16 protein-coding genes are annotated in these 19,027 nt (G+C 44.5%); 11 read left to right on the top strand and 5 right to left on the bottom strand.

What is annotated here, in order from left to right:
* Positions 1 to 79 precede the first annotated feature (79 nt).
* A complete protein-coding gene (locus tag K7R10_RS08050) occupies positions 80 to 556 on the top strand; it encodes an acyl-CoA thioesterase (protein WP_224484167.1) in 477 nt (158 codons plus the stop codon).
* Here K7R10_RS08050 and K7R10_RS08045 read toward each other — a convergent pair.
* The 3 genes from K7R10_RS08045 to K7R10_RS08035 are packed head-to-tail and all read right to left on the bottom strand — an operon-like array spanning position 553 to position 2,585.
* Positions 553 to 1,440, bottom strand: coding sequence for a DMT family transporter (locus K7R10_RS08045; protein ID WP_224484166.1), 888 nt, complete (start codon positions 1,438 to 1,440; stop codon positions 553 to 555). The two genes, K7R10_RS08050 and K7R10_RS08045, sit on opposite strands and share 4 nt — an antisense overlap.
* Positions 1,441 to 1,443: 3 nt before the next feature.
* A complete protein-coding gene (locus K7R10_RS08040; protein WP_224484165.1) occupies positions 1,444 to 1,797 on the bottom strand; it encodes an arsenate reductase family protein in 354 nt (117 codons plus the stop codon).
* A gap of 44 nt (positions 1,798 to 1,841) precedes the next feature.
* The gene (locus K7R10_RS08035; protein WP_224484164.1) at positions 1,842 to 2,585 is read right to left on the bottom strand and encodes a DUF3298 and DUF4163 domain-containing protein; all 744 of its coding nucleotides are present in this window, start codon (positions 2,583 to 2,585) and stop codon (positions 1,842 to 1,844) included.
* A 91-nt stretch (positions 2,586 to 2,676) separates the two neighbouring features.
* Between K7R10_RS08035 and K7R10_RS08030 the strand changes: the two genes are divergently transcribed.
* The 8 genes from K7R10_RS08030 (at position 2,677) to K7R10_RS07995 (ending at position 13,796) form a co-directional block, all read left to right on the top strand.
* Positions 2,677 to 3,831, top strand: a complete 1,155-nt coding sequence (locus tag K7R10_RS08030) for a cystathionine gamma-synthase (RefSeq protein ID WP_224484163.1) — start codon at positions 2,677 to 2,679, stop codon at positions 3,829 to 3,831.
* A 110-nt stretch (positions 3,832 to 3,941) separates the two neighbouring features.
* Positions 3,942 to 5,282: an NADP-specific glutamate dehydrogenase gene (gene gdhA, locus K7R10_RS08025; protein ID WP_224484162.1), complete on the top strand. Its 1,341-nt coding sequence runs from the start codon at positions 3,942 to 3,944 to the stop codon at positions 5,280 to 5,282.
* A gap of 83 nt (positions 5,283 to 5,365) precedes the next feature.
* Positions 5,366 to 6,082, top strand: coding sequence for a DNA repair protein RecO (gene recO / locus K7R10_RS08020; RefSeq protein WP_224484161.1), 717 nt, complete (start codon positions 5,366 to 5,368; stop codon positions 6,080 to 6,082).
* Positions 6,083 to 6,084: 2 nt separating this feature from the next.
* A complete protein-coding gene (locus K7R10_RS08015; RefSeq protein ID WP_224484160.1) occupies positions 6,085 to 8,496 on the top strand; it encodes a TonB-dependent receptor in 2,412 nt (803 codons plus the stop codon).
* Between the two features lie 114 nt (positions 8,497 to 8,610).
* Positions 8,611 to 12,009, top strand: a complete 3,399-nt coding sequence (gene ileS, locus K7R10_RS08010; protein ID WP_224484159.1) for an isoleucine--tRNA ligase — start codon at positions 8,611 to 8,613, stop codon at positions 12,007 to 12,009.
* A gap of 4 nt (positions 12,010 to 12,013) precedes the next feature.
* The gene (locus K7R10_RS08005) at positions 12,014 to 12,400 is read left to right on the top strand and encodes a TraR/DksA family transcriptional regulator (RefSeq protein WP_224484158.1); all 387 of its coding nucleotides are present in this window, start codon (positions 12,014 to 12,016) and stop codon (positions 12,398 to 12,400) included.
* Between the two features lie 69 nt (positions 12,401 to 12,469).
* The gene (locus K7R10_RS08000; RefSeq protein WP_224484157.1) at positions 12,470 to 13,072 is read left to right on the top strand and encodes a DUF4097 family beta strand repeat-containing protein; all 603 of its coding nucleotides are present in this window, start codon (positions 12,470 to 12,472) and stop codon (positions 13,070 to 13,072) included.
* Between the two features lie 73 nt (positions 13,073 to 13,145).
* A complete protein-coding gene (locus K7R10_RS07995; protein ID WP_224484156.1) occupies positions 13,146 to 13,796 on the top strand; it encodes a lipoprotein signal peptidase in 651 nt (216 codons plus the stop codon).
* Here the strand turns inward: K7R10_RS07995 and K7R10_RS07990 are convergent.
* Both K7R10_RS07990 and K7R10_RS07985 read right to left on the bottom strand, forming a co-directional pair.
* Entirely contained in the window at positions 13,778 to 14,353 is a 576-nt protein-coding gene (locus K7R10_RS07990; RefSeq protein ID WP_224484155.1) for a 5-formyltetrahydrofolate cyclo-ligase, read from the bottom strand. The genes K7R10_RS07995 and K7R10_RS07990 overlap by 19 nt on opposite strands.
* 6 nt (positions 14,354 to 14,359) lie before the next feature.
* Positions 14,360 to 14,764 carry a hypothetical protein gene (locus tag K7R10_RS07985; RefSeq protein WP_224484154.1) on the bottom strand — a complete coding sequence of 135 codons (405 nt, stop codon included), beginning with the start codon at positions 14,762 to 14,764 and terminating at the stop codon, positions 14,360 to 14,362.
* Positions 14,765 to 14,942: 178 nt separating this feature from the next.
* Between K7R10_RS07985 and uvrC the strand changes: the two genes are divergently transcribed.
* On the top strand, positions 14,943 to 16,730 hold the full coding sequence (uvrC, locus tag K7R10_RS07980; RefSeq protein ID WP_224484153.1) for an excinuclease ABC subunit UvrC: 1,788 nt from the start codon (positions 14,943 to 14,945) through the stop codon (positions 16,728 to 16,730).
* A gap of 15 nt (positions 16,731 to 16,745) precedes the next feature.
* A complete protein-coding gene (locus K7R10_RS07975; protein ID WP_370631306.1) occupies positions 16,746 to 18,971 on the top strand; it encodes a patatin-like phospholipase family protein in 2,226 nt (741 codons plus the stop codon).
* Positions 18,972 to 19,027 lie beyond the last annotated feature (56 nt).

The raw sequence follows: 19,027 nt of genomic DNA, 5'->3' as shown, positions 1-19,027 counted from the left end.
TTTATTTAAAGATACGATCCTTTTGCCTAAAAATAACTTACTTTGTGTTTATTATGCAAGCATAGTAAATTTAGGATCGATGTATATAAAGGAATTTGAAATAAGATGGAATGATCTGGATGCCAACCGGCATCTGGCTAATAAGGCATATATTGAATTTGCGGCTCATACCCGCATGTCTTTTTTAATAGAACACGGGTTTGACCACAAACTTCTGGCTAAATTTAATCTTGGCCCGGTGGTATTTTACGAGCATATCTACTACTTCAAGGAGGTATTTTCAGGAAAGCCGGTTAGGGTAAGCCTGGAGATCAAAGGTCTGAGCGAAGACGGAATGTTTTTTGAGTTTCACCACAATTATTATGATCATAAAGGAAATAATGTGGCTCATTGCGAAATGATGGGGGCGTGGATTGATTTGAAAAGCCGTAAGCTGACAGGTTTGCCTGAGGAGGTTCATGCTTATCTGGATGAGGTTGAAAAGCCCGATGATTTCAAAGTGCTTACCCGTGAAGATACCCGCAAATACGCTAAGAAGCCGGGAGCTCCCATTTAGTCTTTTCCCTTTCGGCTCACCAGGTATACCCCTGCAAAAACCAATAATGCAGCTCCGGTTTTTTCGATCGTTAGCTCGTCTGCTCCGGCAGCGATGGCAAAAATGATTCCGATTAGCGGCTGCAGGTAAATAAAGGCTCCGATGGTTGATGCCTTCAGGTGTTTCAAAGCGTAAATATTGAACAGGTAAGTAAGAAAGGTGGTTCCCAGAATGACATAACCCATACGCCATATGGCATTCCATGGCAGGGAAGTCCATCGTACTTCCAGAAATTCATTCAGGGTAACCGGCAGGTTGATAAATACAGCTATCAGGAACAGCCATTTCATCAGGGTAATGGCATGGTATTTAGCTGTTAAGGGTTTTACGAGCACCAGGTATATGGCATAACTGGTAGCGTTGATGATGAAAAGCAGGTTGCCTAAAGGAATATCAGGAGCATCTGTGCGAATTTCGTTCCCGAATAAAACCAGGGAAATCGCTCCTGCGAAGCCCATGAGAATTCCGGTGGCCCTTATCCATGTAATACGCTCTCTGATAAAGATAGCTGAAAGCACAAACACAATAATCGGAGAGAGAGTAACGATCACAGAACTGTTGATGGGTGTCGAAAGGCTCAGTCCTTTAAAGAACATGAGCATGTTGATCACCATTCCGAATATAGCGCAGGCGATCAGCCTTTTCCAGTCTTGAGGAGCTATCTTTTCTTTTGGGCCCCTGACAGAAAGCAACCAAAAGAGCACTGCTGCCCCCAGTACCCGCAGCAGTATCAATCCGAACGGTTTGATGTAAACAGGCATAAGCTCTTTGGCCACCGTATGGTTGACTCCGTAAATGGCGCTGGCTCCGAAAGCGGCCAATAAGGCTGTTACCCTGTTATTCATAGTTTATGATGAGAGTGCTTGCCTGGCAGCGGCGACCGTCTTCTTACTGTTTCCCACAAAGATCTGGTCATCGATGATAAGAACCGGTCTTTTTAGGAAGGTATATTCTTCAAGGATGAGATTTTTATAGTCGGTTTCCTCCAGGTTCTTTTCCTTCAGGTTTCTTTCCCTGTAAAGGCGGGCACGCTTATTGAAAAGTGCTTCGTAACTTTTTGTGAGATCATGCATTTGTTGCAGTTCTTCAGAAGTTACCGGATCTGATTTGATCTCTCTGAGCTCAACTTCTTGGGGTAATTCAAGCTCTTTCATGATACGACTGCAGGTGTCGCAGGTTCTGAGGTAATAGAATTTTTTCATCTGACTAAGGTACGTTTTTGGGTTGGAGTCAATATGAGTTAAGATCAGCTTTTTCTTTCAATATTCAGCAGATCGCCCGTCTCTGCAAAAGGGATGTCGATAACGATCTGCCCCTCTGAGTAGGGTGCCACTTCATAAGGATTGTAAATGAGTTTCAGGCCGTTCCCGTTAATGCCAATGGTTTCAGGCAGGTGAAAGCGATCATTGTTAAACATAAATCCCGATTTGTTTAACGGTGCATCGGGAGCAATTTTGTAATGGGCTCTGAACTTTTGTTCGGCCAGTTTTTCAAATTCTTTGTGATCTTTAAAAAGCTGTTCTGCTTTCATCCGGTCTCCGGTTGCCTTGTCGAAAAACAGGTAATATGTATTGCTAATTCCATGTGCTCCCCCTGTGTAGAAGTAGGTATTCATGCAGATGGCCAGGATGTCTGAATTCTGATAACATACAGAACCTTCGATCTGTCCTTCCCAACTGTGCTGATATTCCGGGAAATCACCTTTTACTCTTTCGTAAGATTTTCTGAAGGTTTCGGCAGCCTGCTCCACCGATCCAGGTTCTTTGGATGAGGTGGCTGCAAGGATACTGGTCACCCATTCAGTAACGTTATGATCGATCTTTCTCTCCTTTCTGCTGCCTCCATCGGTCTTCGGAAATTTAAGGCTAACCCGTGCGCATGACTCACAGGCCGGGTCTTCCAGAAGATACTCATTAAAGCTGATATTTTTTTCAGTATTACAGGCAAGGAATAATAACGACAGAACAGGGAGGTAGTATTTCAGCTTCATAGATCACAGATTGTTTAGGGCCATAAAGATACACGCTTCTTTGTATTGCGTAAAAACATACTATACTTTTGCTGTAAACATCAATAGTGACATGAAAGATAAATCTATGCAATTCAATACCAAAACGATACATGGCGGACAAAAGCCTGATGATGCTTATGGTTCTGTAATGCCGCCCATCTATCAGACTTCTACCTACGCACAGTCTACGCCCGGCGGACATAAGGGTTATGAGTATTCCCGCAGTGCCAACCCCACAAGAACAGCCCTTGAGAACAGTCTTGCCAGTATAGAGAACGGCAACTACGGTCTGGCTTTCGCTAGCGGTCTGGCTGCCATTGATGCGGTGATAAAGTTATTGCAACCCGGAGATGAGGTGATCTCTACCAATGATCTTTACGGGGGGAGTTACCGGTTGTTCACTAAGATTTTTGAGAATTTCGGGGTTAAATTTCACTTTGTCGGAATGAGTGAAACCGAAAAAATAAGCGAGCACATCAATGAAAAAACCCGGCTGATATGGGTCGAGACTCCGACCAATCCAATGATGAATATTATTGACATCAGGAAGGTAGCAGAAATCGCCAGGGATCATAACCTTCTTCTGGCGGTAGATAATACATTTGCCACACCTTATCTGCAGCAGCCGCTTGATCTGGGAGCAGACCTGGTGATGCATTCAGCCACCAAGTATCTGGGAGGTCACAGTGATGTTGTGCTGGGAGCCCTGGTGGTAAAAGACAAGGAACTGGCAGATAAACTGTATTTCATTCAGAACGCCAGTGGTGCAGTTGCCGGTCCGATGGACAGCTTCCTGGTATTACGCGGGATCAAGACATTGCATATAAGAATGCAGCGTCATTCAGAGAATGGAAGAGCCGTTGCAGAATACCTCGCCCAGCATCCTGCCATTGAGAAAGTGTACTGGCCGGGATTCGAAGATCATCCGAATCATGATATCGCCCGATCACAGATGAAAGATTTTGGAGGTATGATCTCTTTTGTCACCAAAGACAATGACTTTCAGAAGGCCATCAGGATCGTCGAAAGCCTGAAGGTTTTTACACTGGCTGAATCCCTGGGAGGGGTTGAATCCCTGGCAGGTCATCCGGCGAGTATGACCCATGCTTCGATCCCGAAGGAAGTGCGTGAAAAATCAGGAGTGGTCGATTCACTCATACGATTGAGTGTGGGAATCGAAGATGAAAGAGACCTTATCGCAGATCTGGAACAGGCTATAGGATAAATTCGCTATCATATTAATAAATTCAGAAAAAAAGACCTCCTGAATTATATTAATTACATAATTTTACGCTCATATTTTTAAATCTTCAATCATCCATATTTATGAACGCAATGGACAAGAAAATTGAGGCATTCATGGCTGAAGTACGAGCCAGGAATTCCCATGAACCAGAGTTTCTCCAAGCTGTTCAGGAAGTAGCAGAAACCGTACTTCCCTACATTGCTCAGCACGAGATCTATAACGGTAAGAATATCCTGCTCAGAATGGTAGAGCCTGAACGTGCAGTGATGTTTCGTGTGCCCTGGGTAGACGACAAAGGTGAAATACACGTGAACAGGGGATATCGTATCCAGATGAACTCTGCTATCGGTCCGTATAAAGGGGGGCTTCGTTTTCACCCGACAGTGAATATGAGTATCCTTAAATTCCTTGCTTTTGAGCAGGTATTTAAAAACAGTTTGACCACCCTTCCTATGGGAGGCGGTAAGGGAGGATCTGATTTTGATCCGAAAGGAAAATCTGATGACGAAGTGATGCGCTTCTGTCACAGTTTCATGTCTGAGCTTTTCAGACATATAGGTCCTAATACCGACGTTCCGGCCGGTGATATCGGAGTAGGAAGCCGTGAGGTAGGATTCCTGTTCGGAATGTACCGCAAGATAAAGAACGAATTTACCGGAGTGCTTACCGGAAAAGGACTATCCTGGGGTGGATCGCTGATTCGCCCGGAAGCTACCGGATATGGTACCGTATATTTTGCCCAGAACATGCTTGAGACCAAAGGTGATGGCTTTAAAGGCAAAAACGTTGTGGTTTCCGGTTCGGGTAACGTGGCTCAGTATGCCGTAGAGAAGGCACTCCATCTCGGAGCGAAAGTGCTTACGCTTTCTGATTCTTCGGGTTATATCTATGATAAAGACGGGATCGATGCTGATAAGCTGAAGTACGTCATGGAGCTTAAAAACGTAAAACGCGGAAGAATTTCTGAATACGTTAAGGAATATCCGTCTGCAGAGTTTTATAAAGGGAAGACCCCTTGGGAGGTGCCTTGTGATATTGCCCTTCCTTGTGCCACTCAGAACGAACTTAATGGAGACGATGCCAAGAAGCTCGTTGATAACGGTTGTATCTGTGTAAGTGAAGGAGCTAATATGCCTTGTACTCCTGAGGCCATCGCGGTTTTCCATGACAAGCAGATACTGTTTGCTCCCGGAAAGGCTTCGAATGCCGGAGGGGTTGCCACATCAGGTCTGGAAATGGCGCAGAACTCGCTGCGATACAGCTGGACACGTCAGGAAGTTGATCAGAAACTGCAGGATATCATGAAGAATATTCACAGTTCTTGTATCGACTATGGGAAAGAAGGCGACTATGTAAATTATGTAAAAGGTGCTAATATTGCCGGTTTTGTGAAAGTAGCCGATGCCATGTTGGCCCAGGGAGTGGTTTAAGACCGCTAAGGAACCCTATCTATAGAACAAACTTCCCCTCTTCTGAGGGGAAGTTTTTTTATATTTGATCTATAAAACCGAGCATGATCGTAAAGAGCAGGGCCATTGTGATCAGTGCGCTGAAATATGGAGACAGCAGCCTGATCGTTAAGTTGTTTACCGAGCAAAGCGGTATGAGGTCCTACATGTTAAAAGGAGTACGTGCCTCGCGGAAGGCTAAATTGAGAAGTGGTTATTTTCAGCCACTGACCTTGCTTGATATCGTGGCTCGTCACAAAGACAAGGGAACCCTGGAAGCCCTTACAGAAGCCAGGTTGCTCGCGCATTTTCAATCGATTCCCTTTCAGCCCGCAAAAACGGCTGTCGCTATGTTTATAGCTGAGATATTGTCGCAGTCTCTGAGGGAGGAAGAATCTAATATCCCTTTATTTAATTTCCTTTCAGAAGCGGTGATCTGGCTGGACAGTCATGACAAAATCGCCAATTTTCACCTGAGTTTTTTATTGCAGCTTACACGTTTTCTGGGCTTCTATCCACATGACCAAAACCCGCATCTCCCTTTTTTCGACCTGGTAGAGGGCGATTTTACCGATTCAGCAGAAAATACTGTGATTCCAGAAGACCTTATCGGGGTCTTCCGTGCTTTTCTCGGCACTGATTTTGAGGGATCTTCTCAGATCTATATGACTAAAACCGAACGCAGGGAGCTTCTGAATTTAGTGGTCATGTATTTTAAATTACATTTGCAGGGATTTCAAAACCCCAGGTCTCTGTTGGTGCTGAATGAAGTTTTTAACTGAGTATGAAACGATTTTTAGCGGCTTTTGCCATTTTACTTTTCCTGAAAGGTTATGGTCAAACCCTAAGGGTGCTTGACAGTGAGAGCGGTTACCCGGTGGTGAATGCCACTGTATCCAGTTACGATAATCAATTGTACGCAGTCACAGACTTTAACGGGAACGCTGATGTAAGTGAATTTAGCAGTGATCAGACCTTGTTGATCTCTCACATAGCCTACAGGTCATACACTACCGATATCAATACCCTTCGGGCTCAGGATTTCAAAGTGTTCCTGAAACCTCTGTCTAACGAACTCGATGCAGTAGTGGTGTCGGCCTCCCGGTGGAAACAGGAAAAGCAGGATATCGTGCAGAGAATTGCTCAGATCGACAGGGAAGAGATCCTGTTGAGCAGTCCCCAAACATCGGCTGATCTTTTAAGCAGAAGTGGGCAGGTATATGTGCAGAAAAGCCAGTTGAGTGGGGGTAGTCCCATGATCAGGGGCTTTTCTACCAGCCGTTTATTGCTGGCCGTCGATGGGGTTCGTATGAACAACGCCATCTTCAGGTCGGGTAATATTCAGAATGTGATTTCGATAGATCCCCTTTCGGTGGCAAATACCGAGGTGTTGTTTGGTCCGGGGTCGGTCATTTATGGAAGCGATGCCATCGGGGGAGTGATGAGCTTTTCTTTTCTTGAGCCGAAGCTGGCGCAGGGAGACGATACGGCATTTTCGGGAAATGCCTACTCCCGGTTCTCAACCGTAAATAATGAGCTTACCCTGCATGCAGATGTCAACCTGGGAAATAAGAAATGGGCTTATCTGGGGAGCTGGACCTACTCAGATTACGGAGATCTGAAAATGGGTAGTAATGGTCCTGAAGAATATTTGAGACCGGAATATGTAGTGACCGTAAACGGTAATGACCGGGTAGTTGAGAACGAAGATCCGGAGCTGCAGGTCCCCACAGGCTTCGAGCAGTTCAGTACATTGAATAAGCTTCTCTACAAACCAAGTGAGAACTGGGATTATAAAGCGACACTTTATTATTCAGCTACGGGAGATAATCCACGTTATGACCGGCTGATCAGATACCGGGGCGATCAGCTGCGTTCGGCTGAATGGTATTACGGTCCGCAGCGTTGGTTGTTGGGAAGCCTGCAATTGAGCCATCATCAGAATAATTTCTGGTATAATGAGATGCGCTTCACCCAGGCGTATCAGCGGTATGAAGAAAGTCGTAATGACCGGGATTTTGGCGAAGTGGAACGTTTTACCACCGAAGAGGCGCTGGATGTTTATTCTTCGAATCTGGATATGGAACGTATTCTAAGCAGTAAGGGTAAACTTTTCTATGGCCTTGAGTATATTTTCAACAAAGTGCATTCTGAGGGATATGTCACCGACATTGATTCAGGAGAACAACTGCCTACGGCTTCCAGGTATCCCGACGGTGCGAGCTGGCAGTCTCTGGCGGCCTACAGCAACCTGGAATACAAACCTTCACGCCGGCTGACCCTGGTAGGAGGGGTGCGTTATAATCATTTCTGGGTGGGCGCAGATTTCAGTGAAAACAACCAATATTATGATTTTCCGTTTGTCACCTCTGATATTTCGACAGGAGCGGTGACAGGTAGTGCCGGCCTGAACTGGCAGCCGAACAGGTTACTGCGATGGCGGCTGAACCTCTCCTCCGGATTCAGGGCTCCGAATGTAGATGATATCGGGAAAGTGTTTGATTCAGAGCCGGGATCGGTAGTGGTGCCCAATCCTGATCTTGATCCTGAATATGCCTATAATACCGATCTTGATGTGCAGCTGAATTTCAATAACAAACTGGTGGTTCAGATGGCGGTTTTTTACACCTATCTGGAAGATGCCATGGTACGCCGGGATTACTCTCTTGACGGGAGAGAGTTTATCGAGTATAACGGAGAGTTAAGTCGAATACAGGCGATTCAGAACGCTGCCAGGGCCAGAATCTATGGATTCGAGGCCAACCTTGATCTAAGAATTACCAATGCCTTGAATCTCACCTCAGCGCTGAGTCTTTCCAGAGGAACAGAAGAGCAGGATGATGGAACCCAGGCGCCCTTAAGGCACGCTCCGCCGCTTTTCGGCAGCACTCACCTGATCTGGAAGAAAGGGAAGGTGTTAATGGATATGTATGCTGATTATAACGGCAGTATCGATTTTGAAGATCTCGCTCCTTCTGAGAGGTCAAAGCCCTTTATCTATGCAACCGATGAAAACGGAAACCCTTATTCGCCTTCCTGGTATACCCTTAATGTAAGAGGACGGTACAGATTCGATTTTCCGCTTAGCCTGAATGCCGGACTTGAAAACCTGACAGATCAGCGTTACCGTACCTACTCTTCCGGAATTGTTGCGCCCGGTTTTAACTTCTATTTGGCTCTGAATTATAGTTTTTAGGTCGTTCCGGCCTGATAGCACAGACGAAACTGCAGTTTGCAACGGGTGGCGGCGATCAATTCGCTGAAATTTAGTAATTTTGCCAACTTAAAATCGACAAGGTATCTCAATATAATGAAATTCAAAGAGTACAAGACATTAGAACTTCCGAAGGTAGCAGAAGAAACCCTAAAATACTGGGAAGAGAATAACATCTTTGAAAAAAGTGTTTCCACCCGTGAAGGAAAAGAGCCTTTTGTTTTTTACGAGGGCCCTCCTTCAGCTAATGGACTTCCCGGCATACATCACGTGATGGCACGGGCCATTAAAGATATCTTTTGTCGCTATAAGACTCAGAAGGGATTTCAGGTAAAAAGAAAGGCCGGTTGGGATACACACGGACTGCCGGTTGAACTTGGTGTTGAAAAGGAACTCGGGATCACCAAAGAAGACATAGGTACCAAAATCTCTGTTGAAGATTACAACAAGGCCTGTAAGGAGGCTGTCATGCGTTATACCGATATCTGGAACGACATGACGCGGAAGATAGGTTATTGGGTCGATATGCAGGATCCTTATGTCACCTACGAGCCCAAATATATGGAAACCGTATGGTGGCTGCTTAAAAACATTTATGACCAGGGGCTTATATACAAGGGTTACACCATACAGCCCTATTCTCCTAAGGCCGGTACCGGGCTGAGTTCACATGAGCTGAATCAGCCGGGCACCTATAAAGATGTGACAGATACCACCGTAACAGCGCAGTTTAAAACTGTCGATGAAAGCCTGCCTGAGATTCTGCGTGGATACGGAGAAGTTCATCTGCTTGCCTGGACGACCACTCCATGGACCCTGCCATCGAATACAGCCCTTACCGTAGGGAAAAAGATCGATTACGTACTGGTGCGTACGTATAATCTCTACACCCACCAGCCAACTCATGTAGTGCTGGCGAAGAATCTGGTAAACTCTGTCTTTTCAGGTAAGTTCAGAAAGGCCAAAGATGAAGCCGATCTGGAATCATATACAGAGAAAGACAAAAAAGTGCCTTACCTGGTGATTAAAGCCTTTAAAGGTTCTGATTTGCTTGGAGTAAGATATGAGCAACTGCTCGATTATGCAAAGCCTTACCGCGATGCAGAAAATGCATTCAGAGTGATCGCCGGCGATTTCGTTACCACAGAAGACGGTACCGGGATCGTGCATACGGCACCTACCTTTGGGGCAGATGATGCCAAAGTGGCCAGAGAGGCAGAGCCCGAGGTTCCGCCTATGCTGGTGCTTGACGATCAGAATAACCCCGTTCCACTGGTAGATCTTCAGGGTAGATTTCGGGAAGAGCTGCCGGAAATAGGAGGTAAATACGTAAAGAACGAATATTACACAGGTCTCGAAGCACCTGAAAAATCGGTTGATGTTGAGATCGCCATCAAGCTGAAGGAAGAGAATAAGGCCTTCAAGGTTGAGAAATATGTTCACAGTTATCCGCACTGCTGGCGTACCGATAAGCCTGTTTTATATTATCCCCTTGATTCCTGGTTCATCAAAGTGACAGAAGTGAAAGAGCGCATGTTCGAGCTCAATCAACAGATAAACTGGAAACCAAAAGCTACGGGTGAAGGTCGTTTTGGCAACTGGTTGCAGAACGCCAATGATTGGAATTTATCCCGATCCAGATTCTGGGGTATTCCGTTACCTATATGGCGTACCGAGGATGGGAAGGAAGAAGTGATCATCGGTTCGGTAAAGCAACTTAAGGAAGAAATGAACAAGGCGGTGGAAGCCGGCCTGATGAAAGAAGATATATTTCCCGATTTCAAGATCGGAGACATGAGCGATGAGAACTATGATCATATAGATCTGCATAAGAATGTGGTCGACCAGATCGTGCTGGTGTCGCCTTCAGGGAAGCCCATGAAGCGCGAAGCCGACCTGATCGATGTTTGGTTCGATTCAGGCTCTATGCCATACGCTCAATGGCATTACCCCTTTGAAAACCGTGAAATGATCGATGGGAAAGATGCTTTTCCTGCAGATTATATAGCCGAAGGTGTCGATCAGACACGCGGCTGGTTCTACACCCTGCATGCGATCGGAACCATGGTGTTCGATTCGGTTGCTTACAAGAACGTGGTATCGAACGGGCTTGTACTGGATAAGAACGGACAAAAGATGTCGAAAAGGTTGGGTAATGCCGTAGATCCTTTTGAGACTATCAATACCTATGGTCCTGATGCAACCCGCTGGTACATGATCAGCAATGCCAACCCCTGGGATAACCTGAAATTCGACCTTGAAGGGGTTGCTGAGGTACGCAGGAAGTTTTTTGGAACCTTATACAATACCTACTCATTCTTTAGTCTTTATGCCAATATCGATGGTTTTGATTATACAGAACCTGATGTGCCTTTTGATAAAAGACCGGAGATCGATCGCTGGATATTATCAGAGTTGAATACCCTGACCAAAAAGGTAGATGAAGCATATTCTGATTACGAGCCTACCCGTGCTGCACGTGCCGTTTCTGATTTTGTTCAGGAGAATCTCAGTAACTGGTATGTACGTTTGAGCAGAAGGCGGTTCTGGAAGGGTGATTATGGTCAGGATAAGATCTCTGCTTACCAGACGCTCTACACCTGTCTCGAAACGGTTGCCAAACTGGCGGCTCCGATTGCACCATTCTATATGGATCGTTTATATACCGACCTGATAAAGGCCACCGGAAAGGAGAAATTTCAGAGTGTACACCTGGCCGATTTCCCGGTGAGTGAAGAAAAGTATATTGATGATCAGCTGGAAAGCCGGATGGAAAAAGCGCAAAGAATATCTTCCCTGGTGCTTTCACTTCGTAAGAAAGAAGGTATCAAGGTGAGGCAGCCGCTGATGAAAGTGATGATTCCCGTCAGGGACCAGTTGCAGAAGTCAGAGATCAGAGCTGTTGAAGACCTGATCAAGTCTGAGGTAAATGTGAAGGAGATCGAGCTTCTTGATGACGCTTCAGATATATTGATCAAGCAGATCAAACCGAATTTCAAAGTTTTGGGACCTCGTTTCGGGAAGGATATGAGATTGATAACCAGCGAGATAAGTAAATTCGGTCAGGAAGAAATACAGGAAATCGAGCAGAACGGTAGTATTTCTATTGAAATTAATGGAAAAAGTATTACTTTAGGAATCGATGAAGTAGAAATTTCATCTCAGGACATTGAAGGCTGGCTGGTAGCCAGTTCAGGTAATATAACCGTTGCACTTGATGTGACCATTACCGAAGATTTACGAAAGGAAGGAGTTGCCCGTGAGTTGGTAAACCGCATTCAGAACCTGAGAAAAGATTCAGGATTTGAGGTGACCGACAAGATCGATGTTAAGCTTCAAAAAGACGGAGTTGTAGAAAACGCAGTAAGGAGTAATCTTGAATATATCAAAACAGAGACCCTGGCCGCCCAGCTCAATTTTGAAGATCATCTTGAATCAGGCACCGAAGTTGCTTTTGATGAGGTGAAAACCAAATTGTTTATTCAAAAACATTAGTACTATGGACACAGATGTTAAAGCAAGGTACTCAGATAAGGAGCTGGAAGAATTCAGAGTTCTTATCGAACAGAAAATAGAAAAGGCCAAACAGGACCTGGAGCTATTAAAGAGCTCGTACAAGAATGACGGGAACAATGGAACAGATGATACCTCTCCGACATTTAAAGCTTTCGAAGAGGGCTCAGAAACCATGAGTCGTGAAGCGAATACCCAGCTGGCGATAAGGCAGGAAAAATTCATTCGCGATCTTAAAAATGCATTGGTCAGGATCGAAAACAAGACCTACGGGATATGCCGCGTAACCGGGAAGCTCATCAATAAGGAACGCTTAAAGCTCGTTCCTCACGCAACACTGAGTATCGAGGCTAAAAATATGCAATCGAAATAGATCATTAACAAACCTGATAAAATCTAAACGCTCTCGAGGGAGCGTTTTTTTATGCAGAAAAGAATTTTAATGCTCTTGTTGTTTTTCGCTGCATTTTGCAGGGGACAACAGCAATATGATAAAGAACTGGATGCCACAGGAATCGGAACTGTGGAGATTGATGCGAGAAGGGCCTACCGAATAGAGCTGCATACTCATGAAAAGAACACGGTTCAGATAACGGCTCATACCGAGGGCGAGATCGGGAAAGATGTGATTCTGAGCCAGCAGCATGAAGGCAGTACACTGGTTTTGGGAACGTCTTTCAGTCCGGCATTTGAGAACCCAGGCGATAAGCTAAGTGCCCATAAGGTCATTTCAGTCAATCTCATAATATATGTTCCGGCATCCCGTATGTGCGTAATTCAGGGAGGTAACACCACCGTGGAAACTTCTGGAGATTTTGAGCAGCTAAGTATTTGGAATGAATCGGGACCCGTGAGGCTTCGTGATGTTTCAGGGAGAATTACTGTCGAAACGCTTACGGGTGATATTATCTGGAATGGAGGCAGGGCCGATATGAAAGTATTGAGTAAATTCGGTCGTATTTACGGGAAACCATTTCAATCAGGAGCAGACAGGGTAAAACTTTCGACCGTACAGGGAGATGTTTACCTGAACCATAAGGAATAATATTCTTATTTTTGGCGCCGGCCTTAACCGTCTTTTGCTTTTTCGGTATGCCGGGATTTACAACGAATATGATATGTCACTAAAAAAAGCCACATTACTTATCGTCCTTGTTTTACTGGTCGATCAGATTTCAAAGATCTATATAAAGACTCATTTTACCCTTGGGGAATACGTTGAGGTTTTCGACTGGTTTAAGATCTTGTTTATAGAGAACGAAGGAGCAGCCTGGGGCACGAAGATCAGTGATATTCTACCATTCGTTTCTGAAAGAACAGGAAAGCTTATGCTTACGGTGTTCCGATTGTTTGCCATTTGTGGGATCGGTTATTGGCTTTATGATATCATCAGGAAGAATGGCAATACTACGCTAACCCTGGCCGTATCGCTGATTTTTGCAGGAGCACTTGGAAACATTATCGATTCGGTATTTTACGGAGTGATATTCAGTGACAGTTATGGTACTGTGGCCGAAATATTTCCTGAGGAACCATATGGTTCGCTGTTTCATGGAAAGGTGGTTGATATGCTTCATTTCCCTATGATAGATACGACCTGGCCTGACTGGGTTCCGGTTATAGGAGGCAATAACTTCAGGTTTTTCGAGCCCGTGTTCAATATCGCTGATTCTGCCATCAGCGTAGGAGTGGGTATTTTGCTGGTTTTTAACAAAAAGGCCTTTCCGAAGAAAGAAGAAAAACAGGAGACTCAGGTTGAGAATCTGTAACACCTGTCAGGGGTTACGACCAGATCAACGGGTATGTCGTGCGGATTAATGTCTGGGATCTCTTCTTCCGGACCGAAGAATGATAACCCCACCTTGATGACATCTTTTCTGCAGTCTTTTAAAAAGCGATCGTAAAAGCCTTTTCCGTACCCAACCCTGTAGCCTCGTTTATCGTAGGCGAGCAGCGGAATAAACACAACATCGATGAGTTCGGGATCTACGGGTTCGCCTGAATCCGGCTCAGGTATTCCATACGATTTGATACGAAGTACGGTCTCTTCCTCCAGTAATAGATGTTCGAGAGTATAATTTCGGAAGTCGCTTTTTGGCACCACCACCTGTTTATCTTTTCCATGTAAAACAGATAGCATAAAACCGGTATCGATCTCTCGTTTTTGCGCAATGCTGAGAAAAAGATGGTAGTAAGTTCCTTTCCAGATATCTTCAGAAAGAGCCCTGTTGGCGATGGCCAGACTTTTCTTTTCGATTTCCTCGAGGGAGAGCTGACTTCTTAATTCCCTGTATTTTTTACGTAATTCAGGCTTAGTCGGCATCATTGTCTTTTATGGAAGTTCAGTGACCAGTCCCTGCACCTCCTTCAGGCTTACCGCCATAAGATTAAAAGGACTTCTGGAATTATATTCCCTGAGTCTTTCGACCTCAACCCGATTGATGCCTGATTGTACCAGGTAAATGTTTACAGGACTTCCTGATATGTTCTCGATCTCACAAAAAGCGTCCATGAACTCAGGAACTTTGTCAATGTGTATACAGAGGTCAAGAAGGATGTTGGCAGGAGGCTCTGCTTGCTGTTCCAGGACATTCTTAAAGAACTCCAAAGCTTTTTCGGGATTCTGAAAAGTAGTGATGTGGTTGAAAAACTGATTGATATCGTAAAACCTTGAAGCGATCTCCAGGTACTGCTCGTCATTACATACTATACAGGTTAAATCAATAGTTCTGTCCATAGTCTTATCAATTCAATTTTCATCCGGCTTATTGCTAATATAAAGAGAAATTTCAAGTGATGGCCCATAAGCGGGGTATATTGACAGCTTTGGGGTATGATGAGATGCTATTGACCATTATTGCCTTCCGAAACCCTTCTTCATTGTGGCATAACTGTAGTATATTAGTGAAAGAATTATGAGTAAAGATTCGTTGGATATCCAGGTGCAGTCACTCCCCTCCGGACCGGGAGTATACCAGTTTTACGATAAGAACGGGAAACTGTTATATGTAGGCAAGGCTAAGAATCTGAAGAAGCGGGTATCGTCATACTTTCACAAGCGTCATGAATATGGGAAGACCAGAGTCATGGTGCGTAAGGTCGAGGAAGTCAGGCATGTGGTGGTGCCAACAGAAACAGATGCCCTTCTGCTGGAGAATAATCTTATTAAAAAATACCAGCCTCGCTATAACGTGATGCTCAAAGACGATAAGTCTTATCCCTGGATCTGCATAAAGAATGAACGATTTCCAAGAATTTTCCCAACCCGTAAGCTGATAAAGGACGGCTCAGAATATTATGGGCCCTATACCAGTATGAAGACAATCAGAACGCTGCTGGAATTGATCAAAGGACTGTATGCTCTTCGCACCTGTAATTATGATCTGTCTGAAGAGAAAATCACCTCGGGGAAATATAAAGTTTGCCTCGAGTATCACCTTGGAAATTGTAAGGGACCTTGTGAAGGTCTGCAATCACTGGCTGAATATGATGAACAGGTGGCAGCGATAAGGGAAATCATAAAAGGAAATTTTAAAGACTCCCTAAAATCATTCAAAGAACAGATGAAAAGTCTGGCCGGGGAGATGCGCTTTGAGGAAGCTCAAAAGGTAAAAGAAAAGATTGAGGTGCTGGAAAACTACCAGGTCAAGTCTACGGTGGTCAATCCGAAGATCAGCAATGTGGATGTTTTCAGTATTATATCTGATGATAAATACGCCTATGTGAATTTTCTGCAGCTCTCCTATGGTTCGATCATCAGGGCACATACCATTGAGATCAAAAAGAAGCTGGAGGAAGATGACAAGGAGCTACTTGAATTGGCCATCGTTGAATTGCGCAACCGATTTCATTCAAAATCTGGTGAGATATTCGTGCCCTTTCCCGTAGACATCGGTGAAGACGTGAAAGTGACGGTTCCCAAGTTGGGGGATAAAAAGCGTATAGTGGAGCTCTCAGAGCGGAATGCCAAATTCTATCGACAGGATAAACTCAAGCAGATACGAATCACAGATCCCGATCGTCATGTTAGCCGTATCATGGAACAGATGAAAAAGGACCTTCGACTGAGTCGCGAGCCAAAACATATAGAATGTTTTGATAACTCGAATATACAAGGTACAAACCCGGTTGCTGCCTGCGTTGTTTTTAAAGACGGAAAACCCAGTAAGAAAGAATACCGGCATTATAATATCAAGACCGTTGAAGGGCCCGATGATTATGCCTCCATGGAGGAAGTCGTTCATCGACGTTACCGCAGGTTGCTGGAGGAAGACGCTTCATTACCTCAATTGATTGTTATTGACGGGGGGAAGGGGCAATTAAATGCTGCTTTGAAAAGTTTAGATCGCCTCGGGCTAAGAGGAAAGATTGCCATAATTGGTATCGCCAAGCGACTTGAAGAAATCTTTTACCCCGGAGACCCTGTGCCCATGTACCTTGATAAGAAATCAGAAACCCTTAAAATCATTCAGCATCTCAGAAATGAAGCACATCGATTCGGGATCACTTTTCATCGTAATAAGCGCGGTAAAGCAGCGATTAATTCTGAACTTGCCACTATAAAGGGAATTGGAGAAAAGACCTCTGAAGAATTGCTGAGGGAGTTTAAATCCCTGAAAAGAATTAAAGAGGCTTCCCTGCACGATCTCACTGAAATTATCGGTCCTTCGAAAGCCCAAAAGGTCTATGAGGCCTTTCATTAACTAACTTTGTATTTTGTGATACGCCTTCGTTTTACCATATCGATCCTACTGTTGTGTTTAAGTCTTGTGAACGCTCAGGAAGAAGACCTGAAAGTTGGGCTTGTACTCAGTGGAGGAGGCGCTAAAGGGCTGGCGCATATTGGTGTTTTAAAAGTACTGGAGGAAGCCGGGGTGCGGGTTGATTATATAGGTGGAACGAGTATGGGGGCCATAGTGGGTGCTCTGTATGCTTCAGGTTACAGTGCCAAACAGATCGATTCCATTTTCAGCAATTCTGATCTGGAGGAACTTATTCAGGGTAATGTACCCAGATCTTCTATGTCGTTTTACGAAAAGCAGAATGCTGAAAAATATGCATTGACCCTTCCTTTTAACAATTTTAAAATCAGCATTCCTCAGTCCATATCTACAGGACAGAAGATCTACAACAGATTCGCTGAGGTGTTGTTTCATGTGAATGATATAGAGGATTATAATGAGCTGCCGATCCCATTTTTTTGTATGGCTACCGATGTGGAGACCGGTGATCCCGTTAAGCTGGATAGCGGATACCTTCCCTTAAGTATCAGTGCCAGTGGCGCTTTCCCCTCGCTTTTTGAACCTGTCGATATCGACGGAAGACTACTTATTGATGGCGGGGTGGTTAATAATTATCCAATAGACAGCGTCAGGGCCATGGGAGCCGATATAGTGATAGGGGTCGATGTACAGGATGCCCTGGCTAAAAGAGAAGATCTTAAATCGGCAACCGGAGTTTTGATGCAGATCAATAATTACCGGACCGTTCGGGACATGGAACAAAAGCGATCGCGAACCGACCTCTACATCAAGCCTGATATAAAAGAATACTCAGTCATTTCGTTTAGTCAAAGTGACAGCATCATCAAAAGCGGGTATCGTCAGGCTTTAAAGCATAAGGGTGAATTAGAGAGCATAGCCTCTCGTCAGGGGTTCAACAGGGATATTTCGATAAATACCAGGCTGAAAGATTCATTTCAAATCGCACATGTACTTATCGACGGGAATAAAAAATATTCCCGTGCTTACGTAAAGGGAAAGATACGCTATGAGAACTACGAACCTACAAATTTTGATGAATTTGAAAACGGGATTAACACCCTTGTAGCTACCAATAATTTCGAAAGCGTGCGTTATGTGATACGGCCTGAGGGCGAAGGGTATAATGTCAATCTGAAATTAAGGGAGAGCCAGACCGATATGTTCCTGAAACTAGGGGTGCATTATGATGGATTATATGGTACCGGAGGTTTGATCAACCTTACCCGAAAAAACCTGCTCGTTAGTGATGATGCCCTGTCTTTTGATTTTGTTTTGGGTGATCAGATACGTTATGAATTAGAGTATTTTATAGATAAAGGAACCTATTGGAGTCTTGGCTTTCGTTCCCGTTTCAATAGCTTTGTTCAGGATATAGATTTTAATTTTGCCAATGTTCGTAATCCCGGGGGTGACATACCCGGGGTGAATCGAATAGACCTCGAAGTACGTGATTTTACCAATCAATTCTATGTGCAGACCCTCTGGGGAGAACAGTTCGTTTTCGGATTGGGTCTGGAGCACAAATATCTGAAGCTGGAAACCAAGACCATCATCGACGAGCAGGATGATTTCATAGTCTTCAATAACAGCAACTACCTGAGTACCTATGGCTTTTTAAAGCTGGATACCCTCGACGACAAGTATTTTCCCACTACCGGTTTCTTTTTTGATGGTGACTTTCACCTGTACTTTCTTTCAACAGATTTCGATGACCAGGATTTTAATGAGTTCTCTATCGCAAAGGCCCGCATGGGATTTGCTTTTCCCATTACAGGAAACCTGGCTTTTAACTTTTTTACTGAAGGAGGCTTCTATATCGGGAATACCGATGTGAACTCACTCGATTTCATTCTTGGGGGTTATGGAAATGACCTTATCAATAACTTTACCCCTTTTCTGGGATATGATTTTATAAGCTTTGGTGGTGACAGTTACGTAAAAGCGACCTTTACCACAGACTGGGAGTTCATTCGCAATAATCACCTGAACTTCAAGGCCAATTTCTCGAATGCCGCAGACGGGATTTTTAAAACCGGAGAATGGTTTACCCTGCCCGATTATACCGGTTATGCGGTGGGTTATAGTTTCGAATCATTTCTGGGACCACTGGAGGTGAAATACACCTGGTCGCCGGAGGCTTCTAATGACCTGTGGGTCTTCAATGTAGGTTTTTGGTTTTAGACAGCTAAAATTGACAACTCGATTAATTATTCCGATATTTGTCAGTAATCAAACGA

Source organism: Robertkochia aurantiaca (assembly GCF_020166495.1).
Classification (GTDB): Bacteria; Bacteroidota; Bacteroidia; order Flavobacteriales; family Flavobacteriaceae; genus Robertkochia; species Robertkochia aurantiaca.
The sequence above is the reverse complement of the archived record's forward strand: the minus strand, read 5'-3'. Positions and strand labels throughout refer to the sequence as shown.